22 protein-coding genes are annotated in these 20,698 nt (G+C 60.3%); 17 read left to right on the top strand and 5 right to left on the bottom strand.

The genetic code is table 11. The features are described from left to right. Nucleotides 1-480: 480 nt before the first annotated feature. The 5 genes from NKI32_RS30045 to hemP all read right to left on the bottom strand — a co-directional run bounded on the left by NKI32_RS30045 (nt 481) and on the right by hemP (nt 4,944). On the bottom strand, nt 481-1,092 hold the full coding sequence (locus NKI32_RS30045) for a nitrogen fixation protein NifQ (protein WP_353004967.1): 612 nt from the start codon (nt 1,090-1,092) through the stop codon (nt 481-483). A gap of 332 nt (nt 1,093-1,424) precedes the next feature. Then, nucleotides 1,425-1,616 (bottom strand): ferredoxin, encoded by a 192-nt coding sequence (locus NKI32_RS30040; protein WP_081725572.1) that lies wholly within the window; start codon nt 1,614-1,616, stop codon nt 1,425-1,427. A gap of 40 nt (nt 1,617-1,656) precedes the next feature. Further along, nucleotides 1,657-2,874: a cytochrome P450 gene (locus NKI32_RS30035; protein WP_023727121.1), complete on the bottom strand. Its 1,218-nt coding sequence runs from the start codon at nt 2,872-2,874 to the stop codon at nt 1,657-1,659. A gap of 843 nt (nt 2,875-3,717) precedes the next feature. Continuing rightward, nucleotides 3,718-4,809 carry a hemin-degrading factor gene (locus tag NKI32_RS30030; RefSeq protein ID WP_023672205.1) on the bottom strand — a complete coding sequence of 364 codons (1,092 nt, stop codon included), beginning with the start codon at nt 4,807-4,809 and terminating at the stop codon, nt 3,718-3,720. A gap of 30 nt (nt 4,810-4,839) precedes the next feature. After that, entirely contained in the window at nt 4,840-4,944 is a 105-nt protein-coding gene (hemP, locus tag NKI32_RS30025; protein WP_023685012.1) for a hemin uptake protein HemP, read from the bottom strand. A gap of 541 nt (nt 4,945-5,485) precedes the next feature. Here hemP and NKI32_RS30020 point away from each other — a divergent pair. From NKI32_RS30020 to NKI32_RS29940, 17 genes are all read left to right on the top strand, one after another. After that, on the top strand, nt 5,486-5,806 hold the full coding sequence (locus NKI32_RS30020) for a HesB/IscA family protein (protein ID WP_023672207.1): 321 nt from the start codon (nt 5,486-5,488) through the stop codon (nt 5,804-5,806). Nucleotides 5,807-5,861: 55 nt separating this feature from the next. Continuing rightward, nucleotides 5,862-6,212 (top strand): hypothetical protein, encoded by a 351-nt coding sequence (locus NKI32_RS30015; RefSeq protein WP_352797965.1) that lies wholly within the window; start codon nt 5,862-5,864, stop codon nt 6,210-6,212. Between the two features lie 36 nt (nt 6,213-6,248). Further along, nucleotides 6,249-7,415: a cysteine desulfurase NifS gene (nifS, locus tag NKI32_RS30010; RefSeq protein WP_023685015.1), complete on the top strand. Its 1,167-nt coding sequence runs from the start codon at nt 6,249-6,251 to the stop codon at nt 7,413-7,415. Nucleotides 7,416-7,440: 25 nt separating this feature from the next. After that, nucleotides 7,441-8,649 (top strand): homocitrate synthase, encoded by a 1,209-nt coding sequence (nifV, locus tag NKI32_RS30005; protein WP_353004959.1) that lies wholly within the window; start codon nt 7,441-7,443, stop codon nt 8,647-8,649. After that, nucleotides 8,646-9,026, top strand: a complete 381-nt coding sequence (gene nifW, locus NKI32_RS30000) for a nitrogenase stabilizing/protective protein NifW (protein ID WP_023806338.1) — start codon at nt 8,646-8,648, stop codon at nt 9,024-9,026. The genes nifV and nifW overlap by 4 nt, the downstream gene beginning before the upstream one ends. Nucleotides 9,027-9,211: 185 nt before the next feature. Then, a complete protein-coding gene (locus NKI32_RS29995) occupies nt 9,212-10,063 on the top strand; it encodes an electron transfer flavoprotein subunit beta/FixA family protein (protein WP_352520149.1) in 852 nt (283 codons plus the stop codon). 17 nt (nt 10,064-10,080) lie between these two features. Continuing rightward, nucleotides 10,081-11,190 (top strand): electron transfer flavoprotein subunit alpha/FixB family protein, encoded by a 1,110-nt coding sequence (locus NKI32_RS29990; RefSeq protein ID WP_023685019.1) that lies wholly within the window; start codon nt 10,081-10,083, stop codon nt 11,188-11,190. Nucleotides 11,191-11,200: 10 nt separating this feature from the next. Next, complete coding sequence (locus tag NKI32_RS29985; protein WP_353004955.1) at nt 11,201-12,508, top strand: FAD-binding protein; 1,308 nt, start codon at nt 11,201-11,203, stop codon at nt 12,506-12,508. An 11-nt stretch (nt 12,509-12,519) separates the two neighbouring features. After that, nucleotides 12,520-12,819: a ferredoxin family protein gene (locus NKI32_RS29980; RefSeq protein WP_023806340.1), complete on the top strand. Its 300-nt coding sequence runs from the start codon at nt 12,520-12,522 to the stop codon at nt 12,817-12,819. Nucleotides 12,820-12,870: 51 nt separating this feature from the next. Beyond that, entirely contained in the window at nt 12,871-13,185 is a 315-nt protein-coding gene (locus NKI32_RS29975; RefSeq protein WP_353004952.1) for a hypothetical protein, read from the top strand. Between the two features lie 373 nt (nt 13,186-13,558). Beyond that, nucleotides 13,559-15,037 (top strand): nitrogenase cofactor biosynthesis protein NifB, encoded by a 1,479-nt coding sequence (nifB, locus tag NKI32_RS29970; RefSeq protein WP_023708818.1) that lies wholly within the window; start codon nt 13,559-13,561, stop codon nt 15,035-15,037. Between the two features lie 31 nt (nt 15,038-15,068). Beyond that, complete coding sequence (locus NKI32_RS29965; protein ID WP_023672218.1) at nt 15,069-15,263, top strand: 4Fe-4S dicluster domain-containing protein; 195 nt, start codon at nt 15,069-15,071, stop codon at nt 15,261-15,263. Nucleotides 15,264-15,361: 98 nt separating this feature from the next. Continuing rightward, the gene (locus NKI32_RS29960) at nt 15,362-15,682 is read left to right on the top strand and encodes a nitrogen fixation protein NifZ (RefSeq protein ID WP_023687354.1); all 321 of its coding nucleotides are present in this window, start codon (nt 15,362-15,364) and stop codon (nt 15,680-15,682) included. Continuing rightward, nucleotides 15,679-15,891 carry a putative nitrogen fixation protein NifT gene (gene nifT / locus NKI32_RS29955; protein ID WP_023672220.1) on the top strand — a complete coding sequence of 71 codons (213 nt, stop codon included), beginning with the start codon at nt 15,679-15,681 and terminating at the stop codon, nt 15,889-15,891. The genes NKI32_RS29960 and nifT overlap by 4 nt, the downstream gene beginning before the upstream one ends. A 32-nt stretch (nt 15,892-15,923) precedes the next feature. Next, a complete protein-coding gene (locus tag NKI32_RS29950) occupies nt 15,924-16,817 on the top strand; it encodes an SIR2 family NAD-dependent protein deacylase (RefSeq protein WP_353004948.1) in 894 nt (297 codons plus the stop codon). An 85-nt stretch (nt 16,818-16,902) separates the two neighbouring features. Further along, nucleotides 16,903-18,771 (top strand): ABC transporter ATP-binding protein, encoded by a 1,869-nt coding sequence (locus NKI32_RS29945; RefSeq protein ID WP_353004945.1) that lies wholly within the window; start codon nt 16,903-16,905, stop codon nt 18,769-18,771. Further along, entirely contained in the window at nt 18,771-20,663 is a 1,893-nt protein-coding gene (locus NKI32_RS29940; protein ID WP_353004944.1) for an ABC transporter ATP-binding protein, read from the top strand. The genes NKI32_RS29945 and NKI32_RS29940 overlap by 1 nt, the downstream gene beginning before the upstream one ends. Nucleotides 20,664-20,698: the final 35 nt, after the last annotated feature.

The following is a 20,698-nucleotide window of genomic DNA, read 5'->3' as shown; positions in this document are numbered from 1 at the left end:
GCTATATTAGCACCTTTTGACGAACCCGACCGGCGGGCCGAGCCAGAATCCCGTCAGCGCAAAACCTGCAAAATCGCTTCCGATGCTCGCCATTGACTAGCACGGAGGAAGTTCTGAGCGCCAAACACGGTGACCATCAACCTACGGCCGCTGGTAACTGTCGACGTCGAGCATTTCGCCTGGTTGAAAGCTATGTGGCGCCGAAGCGGAAGAAAACACTGCAGACCCCGTTTCGTCCGGCCTGCTCAAGATCGCGCAACGTGTCCTTCAACTCCTTGCGCTTGTAGCGATTGATGATGCCGGCTTAGGTTGTGGCGGCATCTAACAAACATTCGACTCGCGCCTGCCATGACGACGACCCGCCGAAGCGAGCATCGCGAGCGCACAGTATTCAAATCCCCCAAGGCGTCCGTCGAGATTTGACAACAGACAGATGGCGCGGCGCGAGCTCTGACGCTGTACGACTGACGCAAGCGGCTCTCAATCCTGGGCGTTGTCCTTGATCCGTGTGAGCCGGCTTTCGCCTTCCTCCGGGCCGAAGCAGCTTTCGAAATCATTGCAGTCCCGGCAACTGGGGGAGCTGCACAGCGAAAAGCCTTCGGCCTCGCAGAGCTTTCGGTAAAAGTATTTTTTCCATTTCATGTTTTGGGTGTTGCCGGCCGCCAGCGTCGGAAAATGCGAGGCGAGCAGGCGGCCGAGGTCGCTTCGACTAAAAAGGCCAAGGTCTTGCCAGAGGTGGTCATTGCGCATGGCACGCCGGGCGATGATCTTGGCGAAGCGGGCGCTTGCCTTGTCGTCGGGCCGGGCATGCGCCAGCAGCAGTCCGCGCAGAAGTTCTTCTTCCAGATCCGGCTCAGGCTCGCTCCCCTCTTCCAAGGCAAACGCGTTGATAGGAAAAGCAGGGAAACAGCGGGACAGGACATCGCGCAACTCGGCGCGCGAAAGTCCGGTTGCCTCCGTCGCCGTCGCCTCGCCGGCCTCGATCTCCTCGAGCGCACGTGAAAGCACACAGGCAAGCACATGCTGGTCGAACCTTCTCTCCAGCTGCGGCCATTGGCCGGTGCTGAGCCGGGCATAATGTTGGGCAAATATGGTGCGTTCTCCTGGTTTCGCCCTATCAAATCATGCAGAGACCCGGCCTGCCGCAACATGGGTCGGGCAGTTCTTCGGTACGGCACTCCGGGTCGCCTCGCGTCGAGTAGTTCGGCAATTCTCGTCTGGTCCATCGGCTCTGGCGCAAATTCTGTGATTCGAAGAGGTTCGCGAACCCCGGCCCTGCCGTTTGCGCCTCACGGGGAACACTGGCGCCGGAATTTGCCCCGCAGAGTTGGACGTGAACCGTGCGGGACAGAGGTCGCGTGCTGAGTGCGGCCACATGGTTCAAGCCGCCAGACTCACGGTTGAATGCCGTCTCATCCAGAGCGTCAGCGAGTGAGTTCCAGCGCACGTTCAGGACAGGATCGCGCGCCTCGTGATGCAGGCAGTTCCTCCCCTTCCGCAACTTCAATGTCACCAGGCAGGATGTAACCGTCATTATCGAGTTTAAAGATGTCCGGCGCTTGCGCCGCGCATCGCGCGTGGCCCTGGCATTTGGCCTTTTGGACGATGATGCGCATGGCGCTGCCTCCATTGTCTGTGCCCGGGCTCGGGGCGGGCCTAAGACCAGTCCAGGATCAAATTTTCGATCCCGAACACATGGCCGCCAGAAGTTATCGGCGCCGTACCCTGCTTGATCCTGAAAGCCGGGATGCGCGCCAGCCACTCCTCCAGGCCAATGACAATCTCGCGCCGGGCAAGGTGTGAGCCAAGGCAACGGTGGGGACCATAGCCAAAAGCTGCGTGGCGGTTGTCCTCCCGCTCCAAATCAATCGTGTTGGGGCATTCGAATTCCGCCGGGTCACGATTGGCAATCATCGTGGCGCAGGAAACATAGTCCCCCTTCCGGATCGGCGCGCCTTCGAAGTCGATATCTTTCGTGGCCACGCGGATCAACTGAATGGGCGGATAGGCCCGCAGCAATTCTTCGGTTGCGAGCGGGATGCGGTCCGGTTCGCTCCGCAGCAATTGCTGATCTTTGAGGTTGCGTGCGAGGTACGCCAAGTCAAAGCCTATAGCTGCTGCGACCGTGTCGAGCCCAGCGACGAAGACAAGCACGCCGATGCCGCGGACTTGGGTGTCAGTCAGCCGGCGGCCCTCGACCTGTGCCTGCACTATAAAGGTCATGAAATCGTCAACCGCCTCATCGCGGCGCATGGCTGCAAGTTCGTCGATGAATGCCACGATCGTCCGGGCAGCCACAGGTCGTTCCTTATCGTCGCCGTGGAGCAGATCTTTCCCCCAGCCGACGAATGTATCGAGTCGGTCATCAGGCAACCCCAGAAAGCGAAGAAAGGTGCTCACCGCGAAAGGAAAGGCAAAATCCTTCATCACGTCGCAGCTTGTGCGCGACGCGGCGATCCTTTCGATCAGCTCGACCGCCCGTTCGCGGACAGCCGGTTCCAAAGCCAACACCCGCTTTGGCGAAAGCAGCGGATTAAGCAGTGAGCGAAAGACGCCATGGGCCGGTGGATCGAGCTCAAGCGGGATCGTCGGCCAGTTCTCACCCAGTATGGAGGAGAAGATGCTGCGATGGCTGGAAAAAGTCTCTGCGTCCTGCAGCACCTTCCGCTGGTCCGCGGCACGGGTGATGACCCAGGTACCCCGGCCATCTTGCGTGTTGTAGCGGGAGTAAAAGATCGGAGGCCCGTCATGTACGCAAGCGACAGCTGCGTGTGGATCCCCGTTGGGTGTTGGTGGCATCCCTGGCGATGTAAACAGGCTGAAGTCCCTCACCATTTCGGGCGGGACATGATCTGGAACGGGGTTGGTCGCCATTTTGTTTTCTCTACATTGGCGTTCATGGCTCAATTGAGATTGCACCGCTGTTCATAAAGTCGATTTCCAGCATGGGCACGTCTCTTGTCGGGCGCCTTCTAGATTCTGTCGCCTGATACAGCCCACCTGCACCAGCGCGGATGAGATGGGTTGCGAAGTCGATCAGAGGGGCATCTCCGCCGCGCTCCGGTCATGAAGCAAAGCGGCCGCTTCCCCGTTAGGGTTGAGAGACTGGTCAATCACCTCTGCCCTGCTGATCAAATTGTCGAAGCAAGTCGCGTGCCGGATAGGGTAGCCATGGCGGTGCACCAAGCAATGCCAGCCTGCGCTGGGTCTGCCGCTGATGATCACCTGTCCATCATTCTTATGACAACGTCCGACAACCGACATCCGTGGTCGGTTTTGTCGAGCCCGCGACATCGGGCTGTTCGGCTTGGCTGTTGCTGCACAGCCTGCCGGTCGACGAGCGAGTAGATCGCTCGCACGGCCGGATTGAGCAATGACGCGATCCAGCGCAAGGATCGGGTGCGGTCCGAGAAGACCCGACGGCGCTTGCGCGAGACGATCGGAAATATCAAAAAGGTCAAGCCGCGCTTCGGTTCGGCGCTGATGGCGTATGCGTTTTATCGCTCGCAGGCGCTGCAAGGCTTTTCCGGCAGACGGCGATGCACTCGTGCGCACCGGTGCCGACCGGCGACCAGCTTGACTGTATAGATGCGGTCCATTCCGGCGTGCATCACCTGACCATGCGCATGCGCTACGACGGCATCCTTTCCGCTCATGGACCTAGATTTGCTCGCGAGCCGCTGTCGGAACGTGGTGCTGAGTCCTATCGCGGCCAATTCAATCCGAGGACCTGTCGGCAGTCAACACACCCCTGGAGGTCGGACCGGGAACGCGTGGCAGACTCTCGGCCAGAAACCGCCAGTCGCTGCCCTCGCGTTCGCCTTCCTTGCGCGTGCCGAAGAACTGGATGATCATCTTGCCGTCCGCGCCATAGGCTTCAATGGACGTAACGTGACCATCCCTCGTCGGCTTGCGCACGGCCCAGACCTCGCGGATGCGATGGGTCCTAAGATGCAGATGGAAGGTCTCTTCGAGCACATTGATCCGCGGCCCGATCTGCTTGACCGACCTGATCGGGCCGGAATGGATCTGAATGCAACCACGATTGCCGACAAAGCACATGATCGGCATCTCGTCTTCGGCCGCCTGTTGGAACAGGGCGCCAATGGCATCATTGTCGAGTAGCCAGGCGTCATCCTCGTCGGCCATACGCATCGCCTGGCAGCGGCTGAGCTTCAGTGTCTTCAACATATGGTAGAACTGATGCACGTCGCTTAGCCGGCCCCAGTGCTCGCGTAGGTCGTCGACCGTGGTGGCGTGGTCTGGACTCACTGCGTTATCGCGCGCCCCGCTCGCCTCGAGCGATATGATCGGCTCCTGGTCGGGGGATACAAGCTCTGCCGTCAGATCCTGATAGGCCTGCAGGTTCGAGGCGGGCGTGAGATGAGCTTTGTGCATCGCCTCGCCGGTGGCATCAAAGAATTGCAGGCTGCGGCGGATCTCGGCCCCCTCGCGCTTCTCGACGGCGAAGCCATACGCCCACGCTTTCGGGAAGATGCGCAGGTCGATCTCGTCGCCGAGCAGTATGGCATGCTGGTTGCCGGTGACCACTTTGCCGTAGACGCCAATCTTTTGGTGCACGGCACTTTCGTTGCTGGTGACCGCCATCACCTCGCCGACCGCTTCGAGGCCGGTCAGCAGATCATCGACGCGCGGCTCGATGCGCACCGCGCCGTGACCACAATGCGCCGCGACCAACTCGGCTTCCGAAATGCCCAATCGAGCGGCGAGATCATGCTCCCGGATCTTCGGATTGTCTTTGCACGCCCGCCGGATTTCGTCGGGCGACGGTTTCTCGCGTTGGTCCATGCTTACCCCTGTTTCTACGACGTGTGAGGATCATCTGCCCTGCCCGGGAATCTTCAGCCGATAAGGCGCGCCGAAATGCTCGATCCTGATCTGCTGCTGGCCCATGAACAAGGTGTCGCTGGACAGCGTGCGCACGGCGTCGCACCGATGCGAAAACCGGCGAGCAGCCACATGCCGATGGCATCCCATCGAGCCGGTCGGCGGCTACTGGGCGGTGGTGAGCCAGTATCGAGGTTGTCGCAATCGGCCAAGCGGGCATTCGGATGCCACGAGCGGCGCTGCTTTGCCAACAACGCGTATCTGCCCACGGTCCTGACATGTTACTCCCTTGCTTCGCCCCATCCATCGCGATGGCACCCACGGCATGGTTGTGGATCGGCATGCTCTTGCCGTCTCGCCAAACGGAGCTTCAAAAACCGTGCCAATTGCGCCGAGGCAAGCTCAGAAGAAGTTCTGTCCTTGGTGATGTGAGTTCACCCAAGAACTCAGGCCAACATCCCTCGTGCCGGACCCGACAAACCCGACAGCACGTGTCGATTGGCCGACACCTTATCAGCAATCAAGAGGCACCAGTGCGAGAGATGCCGCGCTGTGTTGAAACGTTTTTTGGCTTTGGCACGGTGCATGCAACGTGATGGGCAAGCAGGTCGCGGACTGAGGAGAGGAGAATGGAGCCATGATTACGCTCACCGACAACGCTGTTGCCGCCTTCAAGACTGCTCTTTGCCGTGCCAGCGAGCCGGCGGAAGGCTTTCGCATTATGGTCGAGGCCGGCGGCTGCGCAGGCTTCAAATACTTAATGGGCCTGGAGAGCGTGTCGCGCGAGGGCGACGCGATCACTGACACAGATGGGGTCAAGCTGTTCGTGGACGCGGGCTCCCAACCCCATGTAGCCGGCATGACCGTCGACTTCCTCACCGGGCTCCAATCTTCCGGTTTTGTCTTCGATAACCCCAATGCGCGCGAAAAGTGCGGCTGCGGCAAGTCCTTCAGTTAAACGCCCCAAGCGCCTGTGCGGCCGACACACTGATTTTGCGGCAGAGGAGACTTATATGGCCGGCACAACAGATGTCCCCGTCCTAAAAAACAAGACAAGGTCAAAGCCGATCTCGGGACCGCCATTCGCTCCCAGTAGGATTCAAAGAACGTCGCCTCCCGAAGCAGCTCGGTTCCTGGTGGCACCCGAGCTGCTTGCGGACAAATCGCGCCGCTACGCCAAATTCGGCTCATCGGTAGCGTTATCGCGTTCGGGCGTCCTTACCTGCGGGCTGACGTACGGCCACTGCGAACATGTCCATATCGACGGAGATCCGGTTTACGTCAAACACTCCGGGCACCTGCGCGCGCTGCCAGTTCAAATGATCATCAACGGCATGCGCCAGAGGCTCAACGAGTCGGTCTAGCGCTCGCGTCATTCTGTTTAACTGAGGATCGCACCTATGAAGCCTGTCTACCTCGACAACAACGCAACCACACGGGTCGATCCTGAGGTCGTGCAAGCGATGTTGCCGTTCTTTAGGGATCAATTCGGCAACCCTTCGTCGGCACACGCTCTTGGCGCCTCAGTCAGTGCGGCGGTGAGAAAGGCGCGGAGGCAGTTGCAAGCGCTGATCGGCGCGGAGTTCGAGGATGAGATCACTTTCACCTCGGGTGGGACAGAAAGCGACAATGCAGCGCTTCTTTCAGCGCTCGAGGCGGCGCCCAACCGAACCGAGATCGTGACGTCCGCGGTCGAGCATCCCGCCGTGCTGACGCTCTGCGCGCATCTTGAGAAGACCCGCCGCCTCAAGGTGCACAGGATCCCGGTGGATTGCCGTGGTCGGCTCGATCTCGACGCCTATATGGCCGCCCTCACCCCACAGGTTGCAATCGTGTCAATAATGTGGGCGAACAACGAGACTGGTGTGATCTTCCCCGTGGCAAGGCTTTCCGAGTTGGCCAAGGAAGTGGGCGCCCTATTCCATACCGATGCTGTGCAGGCGGTCGGCAAGCTTCCGATGGACCTGAAGTCGACCGCAATCGACATGCTGTCGCTCTCCGGCCACAAGCTGCACGGGCCGAAAGGGATCGGTGCGCTTTTCGTAAAACGTGGCGTCGATTTCCATTCGCTGATCAAGGGGGGTCACCAAGAGCACAACCGGCGTGCTGGCACCGAGAATACGCCCGGCATAGCCGGGCTCGGCACGGCGGCCGAACTCGCCTTGAAATTCATGGACGACGAGACCACACGGGTAAAGTCGCTCCGCGATCGCCTGGAGGGCGGGATCCTCCAGCGCATCCCAAGCACCTGTGTCACTGGTGATCCCTTGCAACGGTTGCCCAACACCGCAAACATCTCCTTCGAACATGTCGAAAGTGATGGAATTCCACTTCTCCTCAGCCGCATTGGCATCGCGTGTTCCTCTGGCTCGGCCTGCACCTCCGGCTCTCTGGAACCAAGCCATGTCCTAAGCGCGATGAAAACGCCACACGCGGCAGTCCGCTTCTCCTTGGCGAGGGACAACAGCGAAGAGGACATCGACCGGGTGCTCGAGGTCATGCCGGGAATCGTGGGGAAGCTGCGCAGCTTTTCCGGTTCTGGGCCGGGTAGTCCGGTCTATGCGTGAGCCGCAGAAGAACAGGCTGCCTGTCATGACCGGTCATGTCTCCCTCAACGATACGACCTTGCGCGATGGCGAGCAGGCGCCGGGCGTCGCCTTCACCACGACGGAAAAGCTGGAGATCGCTCAGTCTCTTGCGGCGGCTGGCGTGACAGAGATCGAGATCGGCACACCGGTCATGGGCGTCGACGAGATGGAAACAATTCGCGCCGTGGTAGCGCGGCGTCTTCCGGTTCGGCTCATGGCCTGGTGCCGGATGACGTCGTTGGATCTCGATGCAGCGATCGAGAGCGGCGTCCAAGCGGTCAATTTGTCGCTGCCTGCGTCGGACATCCAACTTGCCGCCAAGCTCGGCCTTGACAAGGCGGGAGCGCTCCAGGTCATCGATCATATGGTCAGGCGCGCCGCCGATGCCGGCTTCTTCGTCGCGGTGGGCTGCGAGGATGCCTCGCGGGCCAATCGGGATCATCTCGCCCGCGTCATCGAGACGGCCGCACGCGCCGGCGCAAGCCGCGTGAGGCTGGCCGACACAGTCGGTGTTCTCGACCCGTTTTCGACCTTCGAACTTGTCGCCCAGCTCGTGGTGCAGTCTCCAATCGACCTTGAATTTCATGCGCACAACGATCTCGGACTTGCTGGCGCCAACACGCTGGCGGCGATCCGCGCAGGCGCGCGCCATGCCTCCGTCACCGTCCTGGGGCTCGGCGAGCGTGCGGGCAATGCCGCGCTGGAGGAGGTGGCCGCCGCAATGGCAGTCTTCGACGGCGCAGACACCGGCATTGAGCTGACCGCATTGCCCGGCCTCGCCGCCCAGGTGGCTTGGGCCGCCCGCCGGCAGACCGCAGCCACTAAGCCGGTCGTCGGCGCCGATGTTTTCACCCACGAATCCGGCATTCACGTCGCAGGGCTGCTGAAGGACTCGCGTACTTATCAGGGGCTCGATCCGACTCTCGTGGGCCGCTGCCGGCGGATCGTCATCGGCAAGCATTCCGGCGCCACTGCGATTGCCCATGTGCTGAGCGAAAGCGGTCGCGATCTAGACCCGGATCTGGCAGCCGCGATGGTGGCCCGCGTCCGACGCGAGGCGGCCAAGACCAAATCGACCGTCACTGCAACTCGACTGGTCGAGCTCTACGATGGAATGTGCAGCGAGGCATCCCTCATCGAGCTGTGCGGGTCCAAGTCAGCCGTGCGCGAGCGCACAGAGGCCACAGTTTTGCGACCAGTAAGAATGCAATGAATTGTTCCGCTGACAGCCGCCCCATGGATGTCACCGACATCCTCGCACGACTGAAGCGCTTGTCGGCTGCAGAGGAATTCTTTTCAGTCCTAGGCGTCGCCTATGACCCGAAGGTACTGAATGTCTCGCGGCTCCATATCCTGAAGCGTGTGGGCCAATACCTCGCCGAAGAAGATTTCTCCGGTCTGCCCGACCAGGTGATTGCCGCGAGGGTGCGCGCAACGCTCGAACGAGCTTACGAGGACTTTGCGATTTCCTCGCCGCTCACGCATCGGATTTTCAAGGTGCTCAAGGACCACGATCCGAACAAACCTGCCGCGCCGGGTCACACCTTTGTTCCGTTCGACTCGGTACTGAAGCGGTTCGGACGGGAATGATTGGCGACAAGGGTGCGACGCGACAATGTCGAGCAGCCGCCAAATCCGGTCATCACCACAGCGCCGTCAGAAGCAACCAGCCGAAGTTGTAGGAAAGGGGGAGCGCAAGAGACTTGGCACGAATAATGCGGACAAAGGAGATAACCGCAATGCCGGACCCGGACACGAGCCTAGAGAAACCGCCAATGCACATCGTAATCTGCATCAAGCAGGTGCCGGACTCGGCACAGATAAGGGTCCATCCGGTCACGAACACGATCATGCGCCAGGGTGTTCCGACCATCATCAACCCTTACGACCTGTTCGCCCTCGAAGAAGCGCTCAGACTGCGCGACGCACATGGCGGCGAAGTCACTGTGCTCACCATGGGTCCGCCCATGGCAGAGGACGCGCTGCGCAAGGCGCTCGGTTACGGCGCCGACCGAGCGGTGCTCTTGACCGACCGCTATTTTGCCGGCTCCGACACGCTGGCAACCTCGTTCGCCCTTTCCCAGGCAATCGCGAAGATTGGCGAGACGTTCGGCACGCCAGACCTCGTCTTCACCGGCAAGCAGACGATCGATGGCGACACCGCCCAGGTCGGGCCCGGCATCGCCAAGCGCCTCGGACTCCTGCAACTGACCTATGTCGCGAAGATCCCTTCTGTCGACCTTGCTGCACGCGAGATCAAGGTCGAGCGCCGTTCCGAAGGCGGCACACAGATGCTGAAGAGCAGGCTCCCTTGCCTCATCACCATGCTGGAAGGCACAAACGAGATCCGCCGGGGCTCGATCCAGGACGCCTTGTGCGCCGCGCGCAGCCAGGTCTTGAAATGGAGCGCGGCCGACGCCGGCATTGAGGATCTCACCAAATGCGGCCTGCGCGGTTCACCGACCGTCGTCAAACGTGTTTTCGCCCCTCCTGCTCGAGCTGAAAAGGCGACACAAATCGACACCGCCGAGAAGGCCTTGCGCGATGTCGCTGACGAACTCATCACCGCAATCTTCACCCGCCAGCCGGCGCTGGAACATGAGCTCGCCTTTAACGGCGGCGCGTGACGGCAAGGAGCAAAACGATGTCGACCGCGAACGGAGAAACCCCTCGCCCTGCCGCCGGCCGCGCCGGCATAAAGAAGGAGTTGCCCGCCCATTTCAAGGACTATCGGCACGTTTGGGTTTTCATCGAGCTCGAACGTGGCGAGGTCCATCCGGTGTCATTCGAACTGCTCGGCGAAGGCCGCAACTTAGCAGACAAGCTTCAGGTCCAGCTTGCAGGCGTCGTGCTTGGACCGCCGGGAGAGGCCGTCGGGAACGCCGTTGCCGAAGCATTCGCGTATGGCGCTGACCTTGTCTACATCGCCGAGGCGCCCCTGCTCGCCGACTATCGGAATGAACCTTTCACCAAGGCGCTGACGGATCTGGTCGATACCCACAAACCCGAAATCCTTCTTCTCGGTGCCACCACACTGGGCAGGGATCTTGCCGGCTCCGTGGCGACGACCTTGCAGACGGGGCTCACGGCCGACTGCACCGAACTCGATGTGGATACCGACAGTTCGCTCGCCGCCACGCGTCCGACTTTCGGCGGTTCCTTGTTGTGCACGATCTATACGCTCAATTTCCGCCCGCAGATGGCGACCGTGCGGCCGAGGGTCATGCCCATGCCGCAGCGGACGGATAAACCGGTCGGGCGTGTCATCCGGCACAAGCTTTCGCTTGCCGAGGACGAGATCGCTACCAAAGTCCTCGGCTTCCTGCCGGACAATCAGTCGGCGAAGGCAAACCTTGCCTATGCCGACGTCGTGGTTGCGGGAGGCCTTGGTCTTGGCGCGGCGGAGAACCTGCAGCTTGTGAAGAACCTCGCACGAGCAATCGGCGCCGAGCACGGCTGTTCGCGTCCGTTGGTCCAGAAGAGCTGGATGCCAGCTGATCGGCAGATCGGCCAAACTGGCAAGACGATCCGGCCGAAGCTTTACATAGCGGCCGGGATTTCCGGCGCCGTCCAGCATCGGGTTGGCGTGGAGGGGGCGGATCTCATCGTGGCCATCAACACCGACCCGAACGCGCCGATTTTCGATTTCGCTCACCTCGGAATCGTCACCGACGCGATCCGCTTCCTGCCCGCACTGACGGAAGCCTTCACCCGGCGGCTGTCGCCCCACAGTCGCGATAAGCTTTCGAGCTAAGGGGATGGACATGATCGAGGAAAACTTCGACGCCATTGTTGTTGGGGCAGGCATGTCCGGAAACGCAGCTGCTTACACCATGGCCAGCCATGGCCTGAAGGTGCTGCAGTTGGAGCGCGGTGAATATCCGGGCTCCAAGAATGTCCAGGGTGCCATCATGTACGCGAACATGCTGGAGAAGATCATCCCGGATTTCCGGGATGATGCGCCTCTCGAGCGGCATTTGGTTGAACAGCGGCTTTGGGTGATGGACGACACATCCCATACAGGGATTCACTATAGGTCGGACGACTTCAATGAGGCGAAGCCCAACCGATACACGATCATCCGTGCCCAGTTCGATAAATGGTTTTCGCGTAAGGTGCGCGCGGCCGGCGCGACCGTTCTGTGCGAGACGACCGTGACGGAACTCATCCGTGATGCCAATGACAGGGTGATCGGCGTCCGCACAGACCGGGCGGGCGGAGCCATCTACGCGGACGTGGTCGTTCTCGCAGAAGGTGTCTGCGGACTGCTTGGCACTCGAGCCGGCCTGCGCGAGATGCCAAAGCCGCAAACCGTGGCCCTCGCCGTCAAGGAAATGCATTTCTTGCCCGAAGAGGTCATTGAGCAGCGGTTCGGCGTAAAGGGCGATGAGGGCTGCGTGATCGAGGCGGTGGGCACGACCTCCCGCAGCATGGCCGGGCTCGGCTTCCTCTATACCAACAAGGAGTCCATCTCACTGGGCATTGGCTGCCTCGTCTCCGATTTTGCCGCGATGGTCGAGAGCCCCTACGTTCTCCTTGATGGCTTGAAGAGCCATCCTTCGATCCGGCCGCTGATCGCCGGCTCGGAAGTGAAAGAATATTCCGCACACCTCATTCCCGAAGGCGGCTACAAGGCTATTCCGCAGCTCTTTGGCGATGGTTGGGTCGTGGTCGGCGATGCCGCGCAACTGAACAACGCCATTCACCGCGAGGGTTCGAACCTCGCCATGACCTCCGGCCGCATTGCGGCTGAGGCAATCGTCGAGGTCAAGAGCCGCAACGGTCCGATGAACAAACGGAATCTCGCCCTTTACAAAGCCATGCTGGACAAGTCCTTCGTGGTCAAGGACCTGAGGAAATACAAAGACATGCCGGCCTTGCTCCACACCAATTCATGCAATTATTTCACGACTTATCCGCGGTTGATGTCGCAAGCTGCGCAGAACTTCATGCGTGTCGACGGCACGCCGAAGATCGAGAAGGAAAAGGCGACCACGGCGGCCTTCATCAAGGCGCGCTCGCGCTGGGGGCTGGTCAGCGACGCGGTCCGCCTTGCATTGGCGTGGCGCTGAGGGGAGACGAAATGACCAGCGCAGCGACGAAGTCACGTGTCGAGGACAAGCTTTACCAGAACCGCTACTTGGTGGATTCCGGCCGCCCGCACATCAAAGTGCGACCGCACCAGAAGCCGAGCGCGAATTTGCTCGCGCTGACCCACGTCTGCCCGGCGAAATGTTATGAGTTGAACGACAAGGGTCAAGTGGAGATCACTGCCGACGGCTGCATGGAGTGCGGCACCTGCCGGATTTTGTGCGGGACGACTGGTGAGATCGAGTGGAACTATCCACGCGGCGGTTTCGGAATCCTCTTTAAATTCGGATGACCGGCGCACGCATGCCCTAAGCAGATACCGCGCTCAGGGACTCTACGATATGTGAAGGTGCTGACCGCGCCAAGCGAGCTGGAGATTACGCTCGCCATACGCTGGGCAATTGTCGTGAACGTCCTGCCCACGTTTCTGCAGACGGGTGATGGAGAAGTCGTCGTCTGGACGCTGAAGGAGAGCCGGAGATTGCCGCCACTGCCGGCAACACCCACGCACCTCAATCAGGCACTCGCCGCCTCATACCACAGGCTGTACCAGATCGAGCGGATTGCGGCTGCCGGCCAGTCGCATCGGCGCCTCCGCAGCAAGGTATCTCCCCTTACGGCCGGCGTCCGAACCATGTCGCTTGTCGCCCGCATCTGACGGAACGCTAGTGGCTGATCGACGCGATTGACAAGGCCGGTTGGGTTTTGCCAGGGCGGCTCGTATCCCTGGCCTCACGCCCTGGATAATCGGCTACGCCCTGCGCCGGCATGGTATCAAGGTTAAGAAATTCGGGACGTCGTGATGACGTCAAGCGTAAGCAGCCCGGAGTGGTCTCGCTCACACTCTGCGCGCCCGAGGCTGCTAGCCTCGCGACCCTATTTGCCTGTCCACTGTCGTAAGCCCGACAGGTGTGTCGGAGCAATCCGAAGGAATGTGACACGGGAAGCCTATTCATGAACCGAAACAGCTCTTTGGGCTGGCATAGCTCTTGCGCTTTGAACTGCGACATCACGCAGCAACGGAGCCGTTCATGTCTGCACCGGCAATTTCGCTTGAGAGCCTCAGCACGACATTCGGTGACCAGTTGCTTGGCACCATGAAACTCGGGGGCTGCGCGTCTTCGTCCTGCGGCTCGTCGACAAAGCCCGACGACACGGATCCGGCTGTCTGGGAGAAGATCAAGGATCACCCCTGCTTTTCAGAAGAGGCGCATCACTATTTCGCGCGTATGCACGTCGCGGTCGCGCCGGGCTGCAACATCCAGTGCAACTACTGCAATCGCAAATATGACTGCGCCAACGAAAGCCGGCCTGGGGTGGCCTCTGAAAAGCTGACGCCCGATCAGGCGCTACGCAAGGTGATCGCGGTCGCCAATGAGGTGCCGCAGCTTTCCGTGCTCGGCATCGCCGGACCGGGCGACGCCTGCTACGACTGGAAGAAGACGAAGGCGACCTTCGCCAGGGTCGCCAGGGAAATCCCAGACATCAAGTTTTGCATATCCACGAATGGGCTGGCGCTGCCCGACCATGTCGATGAGCTTGCTGACATGAATGTCGATCACGTGACGATCACGATCAACATGGTCGACCCTGAGGTCGGTGCAAAGATCTATCCTTGGATCTTTCACGATCATCGCCGCTACGTCGGCATTGAAGCCACCCGGATCCTGCACCAGCGGCAGATGTTGGGCCTGGAGATGCTGACCGCGCGGGGCATCCTCACCAAAATCAACTCGGTGGTGATCCCGGGCGTGAATGATGAGCATCTGATCGAGGTGAATAGATGGATTAAGGAGCGAGGCGCGTTCCTGCACAACCTTATGCCGCTGATTTCGGACCCGGCCCACGGCACGCACTACGGTCTGAGCGGGCAGCGCGGCCCAAACGCAATGGAGATGAAGGCTCTTCAGGATCGTGTCGAAAACGGCGCCCAGTTGATGCGCCACTGCCGGCAGTGCCGGGCAGATGCCGTGGGCCTGCTCGGAGAAGATCGTGGCCAGGAATTCACAGTCGACCGGATTCCCGGCGAGGTCACCTACGATGCCAGCAAACGCAAGGCCTATCGGGAGCTGGTCGCGGAGGAGCGCCGTGATCACGTCGAGGCTAGGAGAGAAGCGATCGGATTGGTCAAGGCAGCGAGCCCCGGCAAGTCCCTTCTCTTCGCGGTGGCGACCAAGGGCGGCGGCCGCGTCAATGAGCATTTCGGCCATGCGAAGGAATTCCAGGTTTATCAAGCCTCGCTGAAAGGGATCAGCTTCGTCGGGCATCGGAAGGTGGACAAGTATTGCCTTGGCGGCTGGGGCGCAGAAGCCGCCCTCGATGGCGTCATCGCAGCGCTTCAAGGCATAGATATCGTGCTGTGCGCCAAGATTGGAAATTGCCCGCAGGATCAGCTCGCGGAGGCTGGAATCAGAGCCACCGACGCCTGTGCCCATGACTATATCGAGACAGCAATCAGCGCGATTTACATCGCCGCATCTGGGACCCCCACACTCGCGGCGACGGCCTGAGCTGTCTCATTCATTCGGACCAGGAGTTAAAATGGCTTTCAAGATCATCGCATCCCAATGCACCCAATGCGGCGCCTGCGAATTCGAATGTCCTTCCGGCGCGATCAAGTTCAAAGGCGAGAGCTACGTGATCGAGTCACAGAAGTGCACCGAATGCGAGGGGGTCTTCGATGCGCAGCAATGTGCCTCGGTATGTCCGGTGCCGAAGACCTGCGTTCCTGCGTAACGGACATTGGACTGCCGACATGGTTGGGGGCTGCCTACGCAGGACGCCTGGAACGCCTTGTTCGCAATCTCAGCCGCAAGAGAAATCAGGGAACGGACATGTCGCTCGGACGCGAAGAGGAGATCGAAATCCGCAGGCCTCCACGATTCATGCCGGGAGAGCGGGTACGTGCCACTCGCCACATAAAGAATGACGGCACCTATCCTGGCAGGGAGATCGGCGAAAATCTCGTGCGGAAGGGGGACGAGGGATATGTGCGCGACATTGGCACCTTCCTCCAGCAGTTCTTCATCTATGCGGTCGAGTGGATCGACCGTGGCACCGTCGTCGGTATGCGAGCGCGTGAACTGATGAGCCTCGACAAGGCCGAGGCGCCCTGCAGTGCTGAAAGCAATACCAATGAAGGGACGGCCAGATGAAAGTCATGATCCGCAGGACCGATGCTGGTTTGTCGGCGTATGTCCCCAAAAAGGACCTCGAAGAGCCGATCATCAAACTCGAGAAGGAAGAGTTGTGGGGCGGAACGGTCACGCTCAGGAACGGGTGGCGGCTCCTCCTACCCGATCTCCCACATGATACGCGTCTGCCGATCACCGTCGAGGCAAGGAAGATTTCCGAAGAGGGCTGATGCTGCCCCTAGGTGCGTCGCGAGGAAACGAGATGAACACGATCCTGACATCGGGCCACCTCGTCATTGTGCGGGACAGTTTTGCTGAAAAGCTGCTTGACCTGGCGAAGGGAGCGCTCGCCGCCGATGAGGTGATCCCCTATCTCGGTCCGGGTCTTCTTGAGTTGAACTGTGTGGAACCGCCTGTGCCGCATACCCCGGAGGTTGTTGCCGCGGCACTCAATGCACGGGCTCCAGCCCCTTCCAGGATCCGCACCAATATGTGGTCGGTTGCGCAGTTCATCGAACAGCGCCGGCATCGCCGGACGCTTCAAGCTTGGATGACCGACATATTCGCAGCGCCGGTGGGGCCGACCCCCTTCCACGCCTGGCTCGCAAGGCTGCCACTCTCCCTCATCATCGACAGCTGGTATGACAGCGCGATGCGCACGGCTCTGGTAGAGACCGGCCGAACGGACGTCGTTGAGATACAAGGCGTCACGCGCGCGAATGAAATCGGCAACATTTGGACGAAAACCTACGATTTGTCCGGGAGGGAGCTCGACCCCCGATTGGGGGCCAAGACGGTTCTCTATTCACCTCACGGGAGTATTACGCCCGCGCAAAACTTTCTCGTCGCAGATTCCGACTACGTCGAAGTCCTGTCCGAAATTGATATCCAGACACCGATCCCAGACGCTGTGAAGGAACAGCGCATCACCCGTGGATTTTTCTTCGTTGGCTGCCGCTTCAACGATCAGATGCTGCGCACCTACGCCAGACAGATCATGAAGCGCTCCCGCGGTCCCTATTGCACCGTAATGGACGCGGAAACCCTGACCAGAAACGAAGCGCGTTTCCTTGCGGCAAGCGGAATCACGGTGATCGACATGCCACTAAGTCAAGCGGCGGCTCGGCTTGTGGGAACGGGCACGGCTGCAGGTTGAGGACGGGATTAACAATGGCGGATACCTTTGATGATGTCTGCTTCGGCTTTCCTCGAAGGCGCAAAATGCAGTCGGGAATACACCCGTGAACAGTGATGCTGCCAGCAGCGCAACGAACGCACTGAATTCGTTGACCCATGTTGAAGCGGCGCGCTGGGGCCGGGATTTGAGTACGCTGTTGCGCATCACGCGTATGAATCTGCGCCATCCGTGGCAGGTTGCCCTCGCTATGGGCTCGACGATCATGGCGGCAATCCTCCAGTTGCTCATTCCCCAGCTTCTCGGCCGGGCTGTCGACCAGACCCAGACAGCTATCGGGGGCGGCGTCGCGGGGGCCGCGGCAGGCCAAGCGCTCTGGGCCCCGGCTCTCCTGCTGCTCGCCGTCAGCGCGCTACGCGGCGTTTTCACGATGGCGCAGAACTATTTTGCCGAAGCCGTCGGGCATCATGTCGCGTACGAATTGCGGCTCGCCTACTACGACAAGATCCAGCGTCTCAGCTTTTCCTTTCACGACCGGGTCCATTCAGGCGATCTGATAACCGCCGGAATGCTCGATCTCGAAGGCGTGCGGATGTATTTTTCCACCGGGCTCATGCGGGTGCTCCTGCTGACGATGCTGATCGGGATTGGCGCTTACATGATGATCTCGACCGATCCCATGCTCGGCTTGGCCGCGCTCAGCTTCGTGCCTTTTGTCGCTTGGCGCTCATCGACCACACAGCTTAGGCTGCGCGCCACCTGGCTCGACCTCTATGAGCGCCTTTCGGTACTAAGCCGCGTGATGAAGGAAAATCTCGCAGGTATCCGCGTGGTCCGCGCTTTTGCGGCTCAATCCTATGAGATGCTGAAGTTCGACGGCGCTTCCAAGAACGCGCTCGACCTCGCCAACGATCTCGTTGACATCTACGTACCCAACACGTCGGCGATGACCTTGTCCTACTTTTTCGCAATGGGATTGGTGCTTGGGATCGGTGGCAACAAGCTCGTCGCTGGCGAGATCAGCGTCGGAACCATGGCGACCTTCCTGACCTTCATGACCATGCTGCAAATGCCAGTCCGCCAGATCGGTCTCATGGTCAATGCGTTTGCCCGCGCTTCTAGCTGCGGTTCGCGGCTTTTCGGTCTCCTCGATCAGGAGATCACAATCAGGGATGCTCTCGAGGCCAGACCGCTTGAGATAAGTGACGGCACTCTGCGCTTCCACAATGTCTCATTTGCATACCCCAACGCCGAAAACCGCGCCATTCTGAAGAACCTCAGCTTTGAGGCGCGGAGAGGCGAGTCGATCGCGATCGTCGGTCCGCCGGGTTCCGGCAAATCGACGATGGCTCATCTGGTCCCCCGCTTTTACGACGTGACCGGTGGCGCCATCACGTTGGACGGCCAGGACATACGCAATGTCACCCTCGAGAGCCTTCGCAAGGCGGTCGCGGTTGTACAGCAGGATGCGTTCCTATTCACCACAACGATCGAGAACAACATCGCTTATGGCGATCCCTGGGCGAAGAGACAGCGAATTGAACGCGCTGGAGAATTCGCCCAGCTCCACGACTACATCCTCGGGCTCCCGGCAGGGTATGAGACGGTCGTGGGCGAACGCGGCGTTTCTCTCTCTGGCGGCCAGCGCCAGCGTCTCACGATTGCTCGCACCATGATGCTGCGCCCCTCCGTCATCATTTTCGACGACTCGATGGCCGCGATCGATGCCGGCACCGAGCTGCGCATTCGCGCGGCGATGCGGCGCTTCGCCAAGGATCGGGTGACGATCATCATCGCGCACCGGCTGAGTGCGCTTAAGCATGCCGATCAAATCCTTTTTGTCGATAACGGCGAAATCGTAGAACGCGGCACGCATGAAGAGCTTCTGGCGAAGCGGGGACGCTACAGGGCCCTTTACGATCTCCAGACGCGCCCGGGTGATAGCATTATTAGCCAGGATGGGGGCGCCCGCTGATGGACCAGGGCCCCGGCGAACTCGAAGCCGAACGTGACGACGGGAGACGCCCTCCGCGCGCGGTCGTCGGCTCGCACCGGATCGAGGAGGAGATGTTCGGCCGGGCTTTCGACAAGAGCATCCTCCGTCGCATCTGGGGCTTCGTCCATCCCTACCGGGCAAAGGTAGTTGTCACGATTGTCGCGATGCTGATCTTCACCGGGACGCAGCTTCTCATCCCCTTGATCATCCGCTACTCGATCGACCTCGGCATGAACCCGGCAAGGCCCGATCGCTCAGCCCAGCTTGCGGCCGTCGGCGCGTTCCTTTCGGCGATTTTGGTCAATTTCGCCGCCGGCTACATGCAGGAAGCCTTGGATGGGAAAATGGCCGAAACTGTCCTGTTCGACATCCGCCGCGCCATGTTTGGCCATCTGCAAAAGGTTTCGCTCTCTTTCATGGACAAGACCGAGGTCGGACGCCTGATGTCGCGCCTGCAAGGCGACGTTAACTCCATACAGGAGTTCCTGGAAACCTCGGTATATTCCCTAGGCGATGTTGCGCTTCTCTTCGGCATCGTTTTCGTAATGCTGTGGCTCGACTTTCGCCTCGGCCTCCTGACGCTATCGGTTCTGCCGATCCTGGTGATCGTCCGCATTGTCTGGCTGCCGCGTGCCCGCGACGCCTTCATGGCTGCACACGAAACCAATTCCGCCGTCAATGGCGCGCTGGCCGAAGCCATTCACGGCGTGCGGACCATACAGTCAATGGACCGCCAGCAGGTGAATTTCAGTCTTTTTGACGATCGGGCCCATGCCAACCTCAGGACCCACCTGATCGCTGCCAGATATGCACTGGTCATGGTGCCCATCGTCGATGGCATCACCGGCCTCGCCTTGGCCGCCGTTATTGTGGTCGGCGGCTCGATGGTCATGAATAGCTGTATAGATGTGGGCGTGTTGGTAGCCTACCTATTTTACATCCAGCGCTTCTTTGACCCGATCCGCTCACTCACCCTGCAATATTCGGTCATGCAACGCGCCATGGCCTCAGGCAAGCGCCTGACCGATGTGCTCGACGTCAAGATCGATGTTAAGGACAAACCCAATGCCGAGGTGCTTTCGCCCGAAATGGACGGCTCGGTCGAGTTTAGGGACGTCACCTTTGGCTACGATCCGAACCGTTCGGTTCTGAAAAATGTCTCGTTCAAGGTCAATCCGGGCGAGACGGTCGCACTAGTCGGACCGAGCGGTTCTGGCAAATCGAGTGCGATGGCCCTGGTCCACCGCTTCTATGATGTTCAGCAGGGTCAGGTGCTGGTTGGCGGACATGATGTACGCGACCTCACCCAGGAATCGCTCGGCCGCCAGGTCGCCATGGTGCTGCAGGAGCCATTCCTGTTCACCGGGACGGTCTTCGAGAACATTCGATACCATAAGAGGGAAGCCACGCGCGACAAGGTGATCGAGGCGGCCAACGCCGTCGGCGCGCATGACTTCGTCATGAGCCTCGCCGACGGGTATGAGACCCAACTTGGCGAACGCGGCGACAACTTATCTCTCGGCCAGCGCCAGCTTATCAGTTTCGCCCGCGCCCTCGTCGCTGACGCCAAGATCCTCGTGCTCGACGAAGCTACCGCCAACATCGACAGCTACACGGAATTGCAGATTCAGAAGGCCCTGATCAAGCTGCTTGAAGGGCGGACTGGCCTCGTCATCGCCCACCGTCTCGCCACGGTCCGGGGGGCCGACCGCATCATCGTGCTTCAGAATGGCCAAGTTGTTGCGACTGGCAACCACGATGAGCTAATAGCCATGGGCGGCCTGTATTCCAAACTCTACTATCTCAACTACGCCTCCTTCGACGACCTTCCCGAACACGATACCACCGTCCAAGCTGGCTCTCAGACCTGACATCTTGGCGGCCGTGTGGTAGTGGCGTTGAGTTT

The sequence above is a fragment of the Mesorhizobium sp. M0761 genome, assembly GCF_040320205.1.
In the GTDB taxonomy this organism is placed as follows: Bacteria; Pseudomonadota; Alphaproteobacteria; order Rhizobiales; family Rhizobiaceae; genus Mesorhizobium.
Note: the sequence above shows the minus strand (reverse complement) of the source record. Positions and strands in the feature narration are given on the sequence as shown.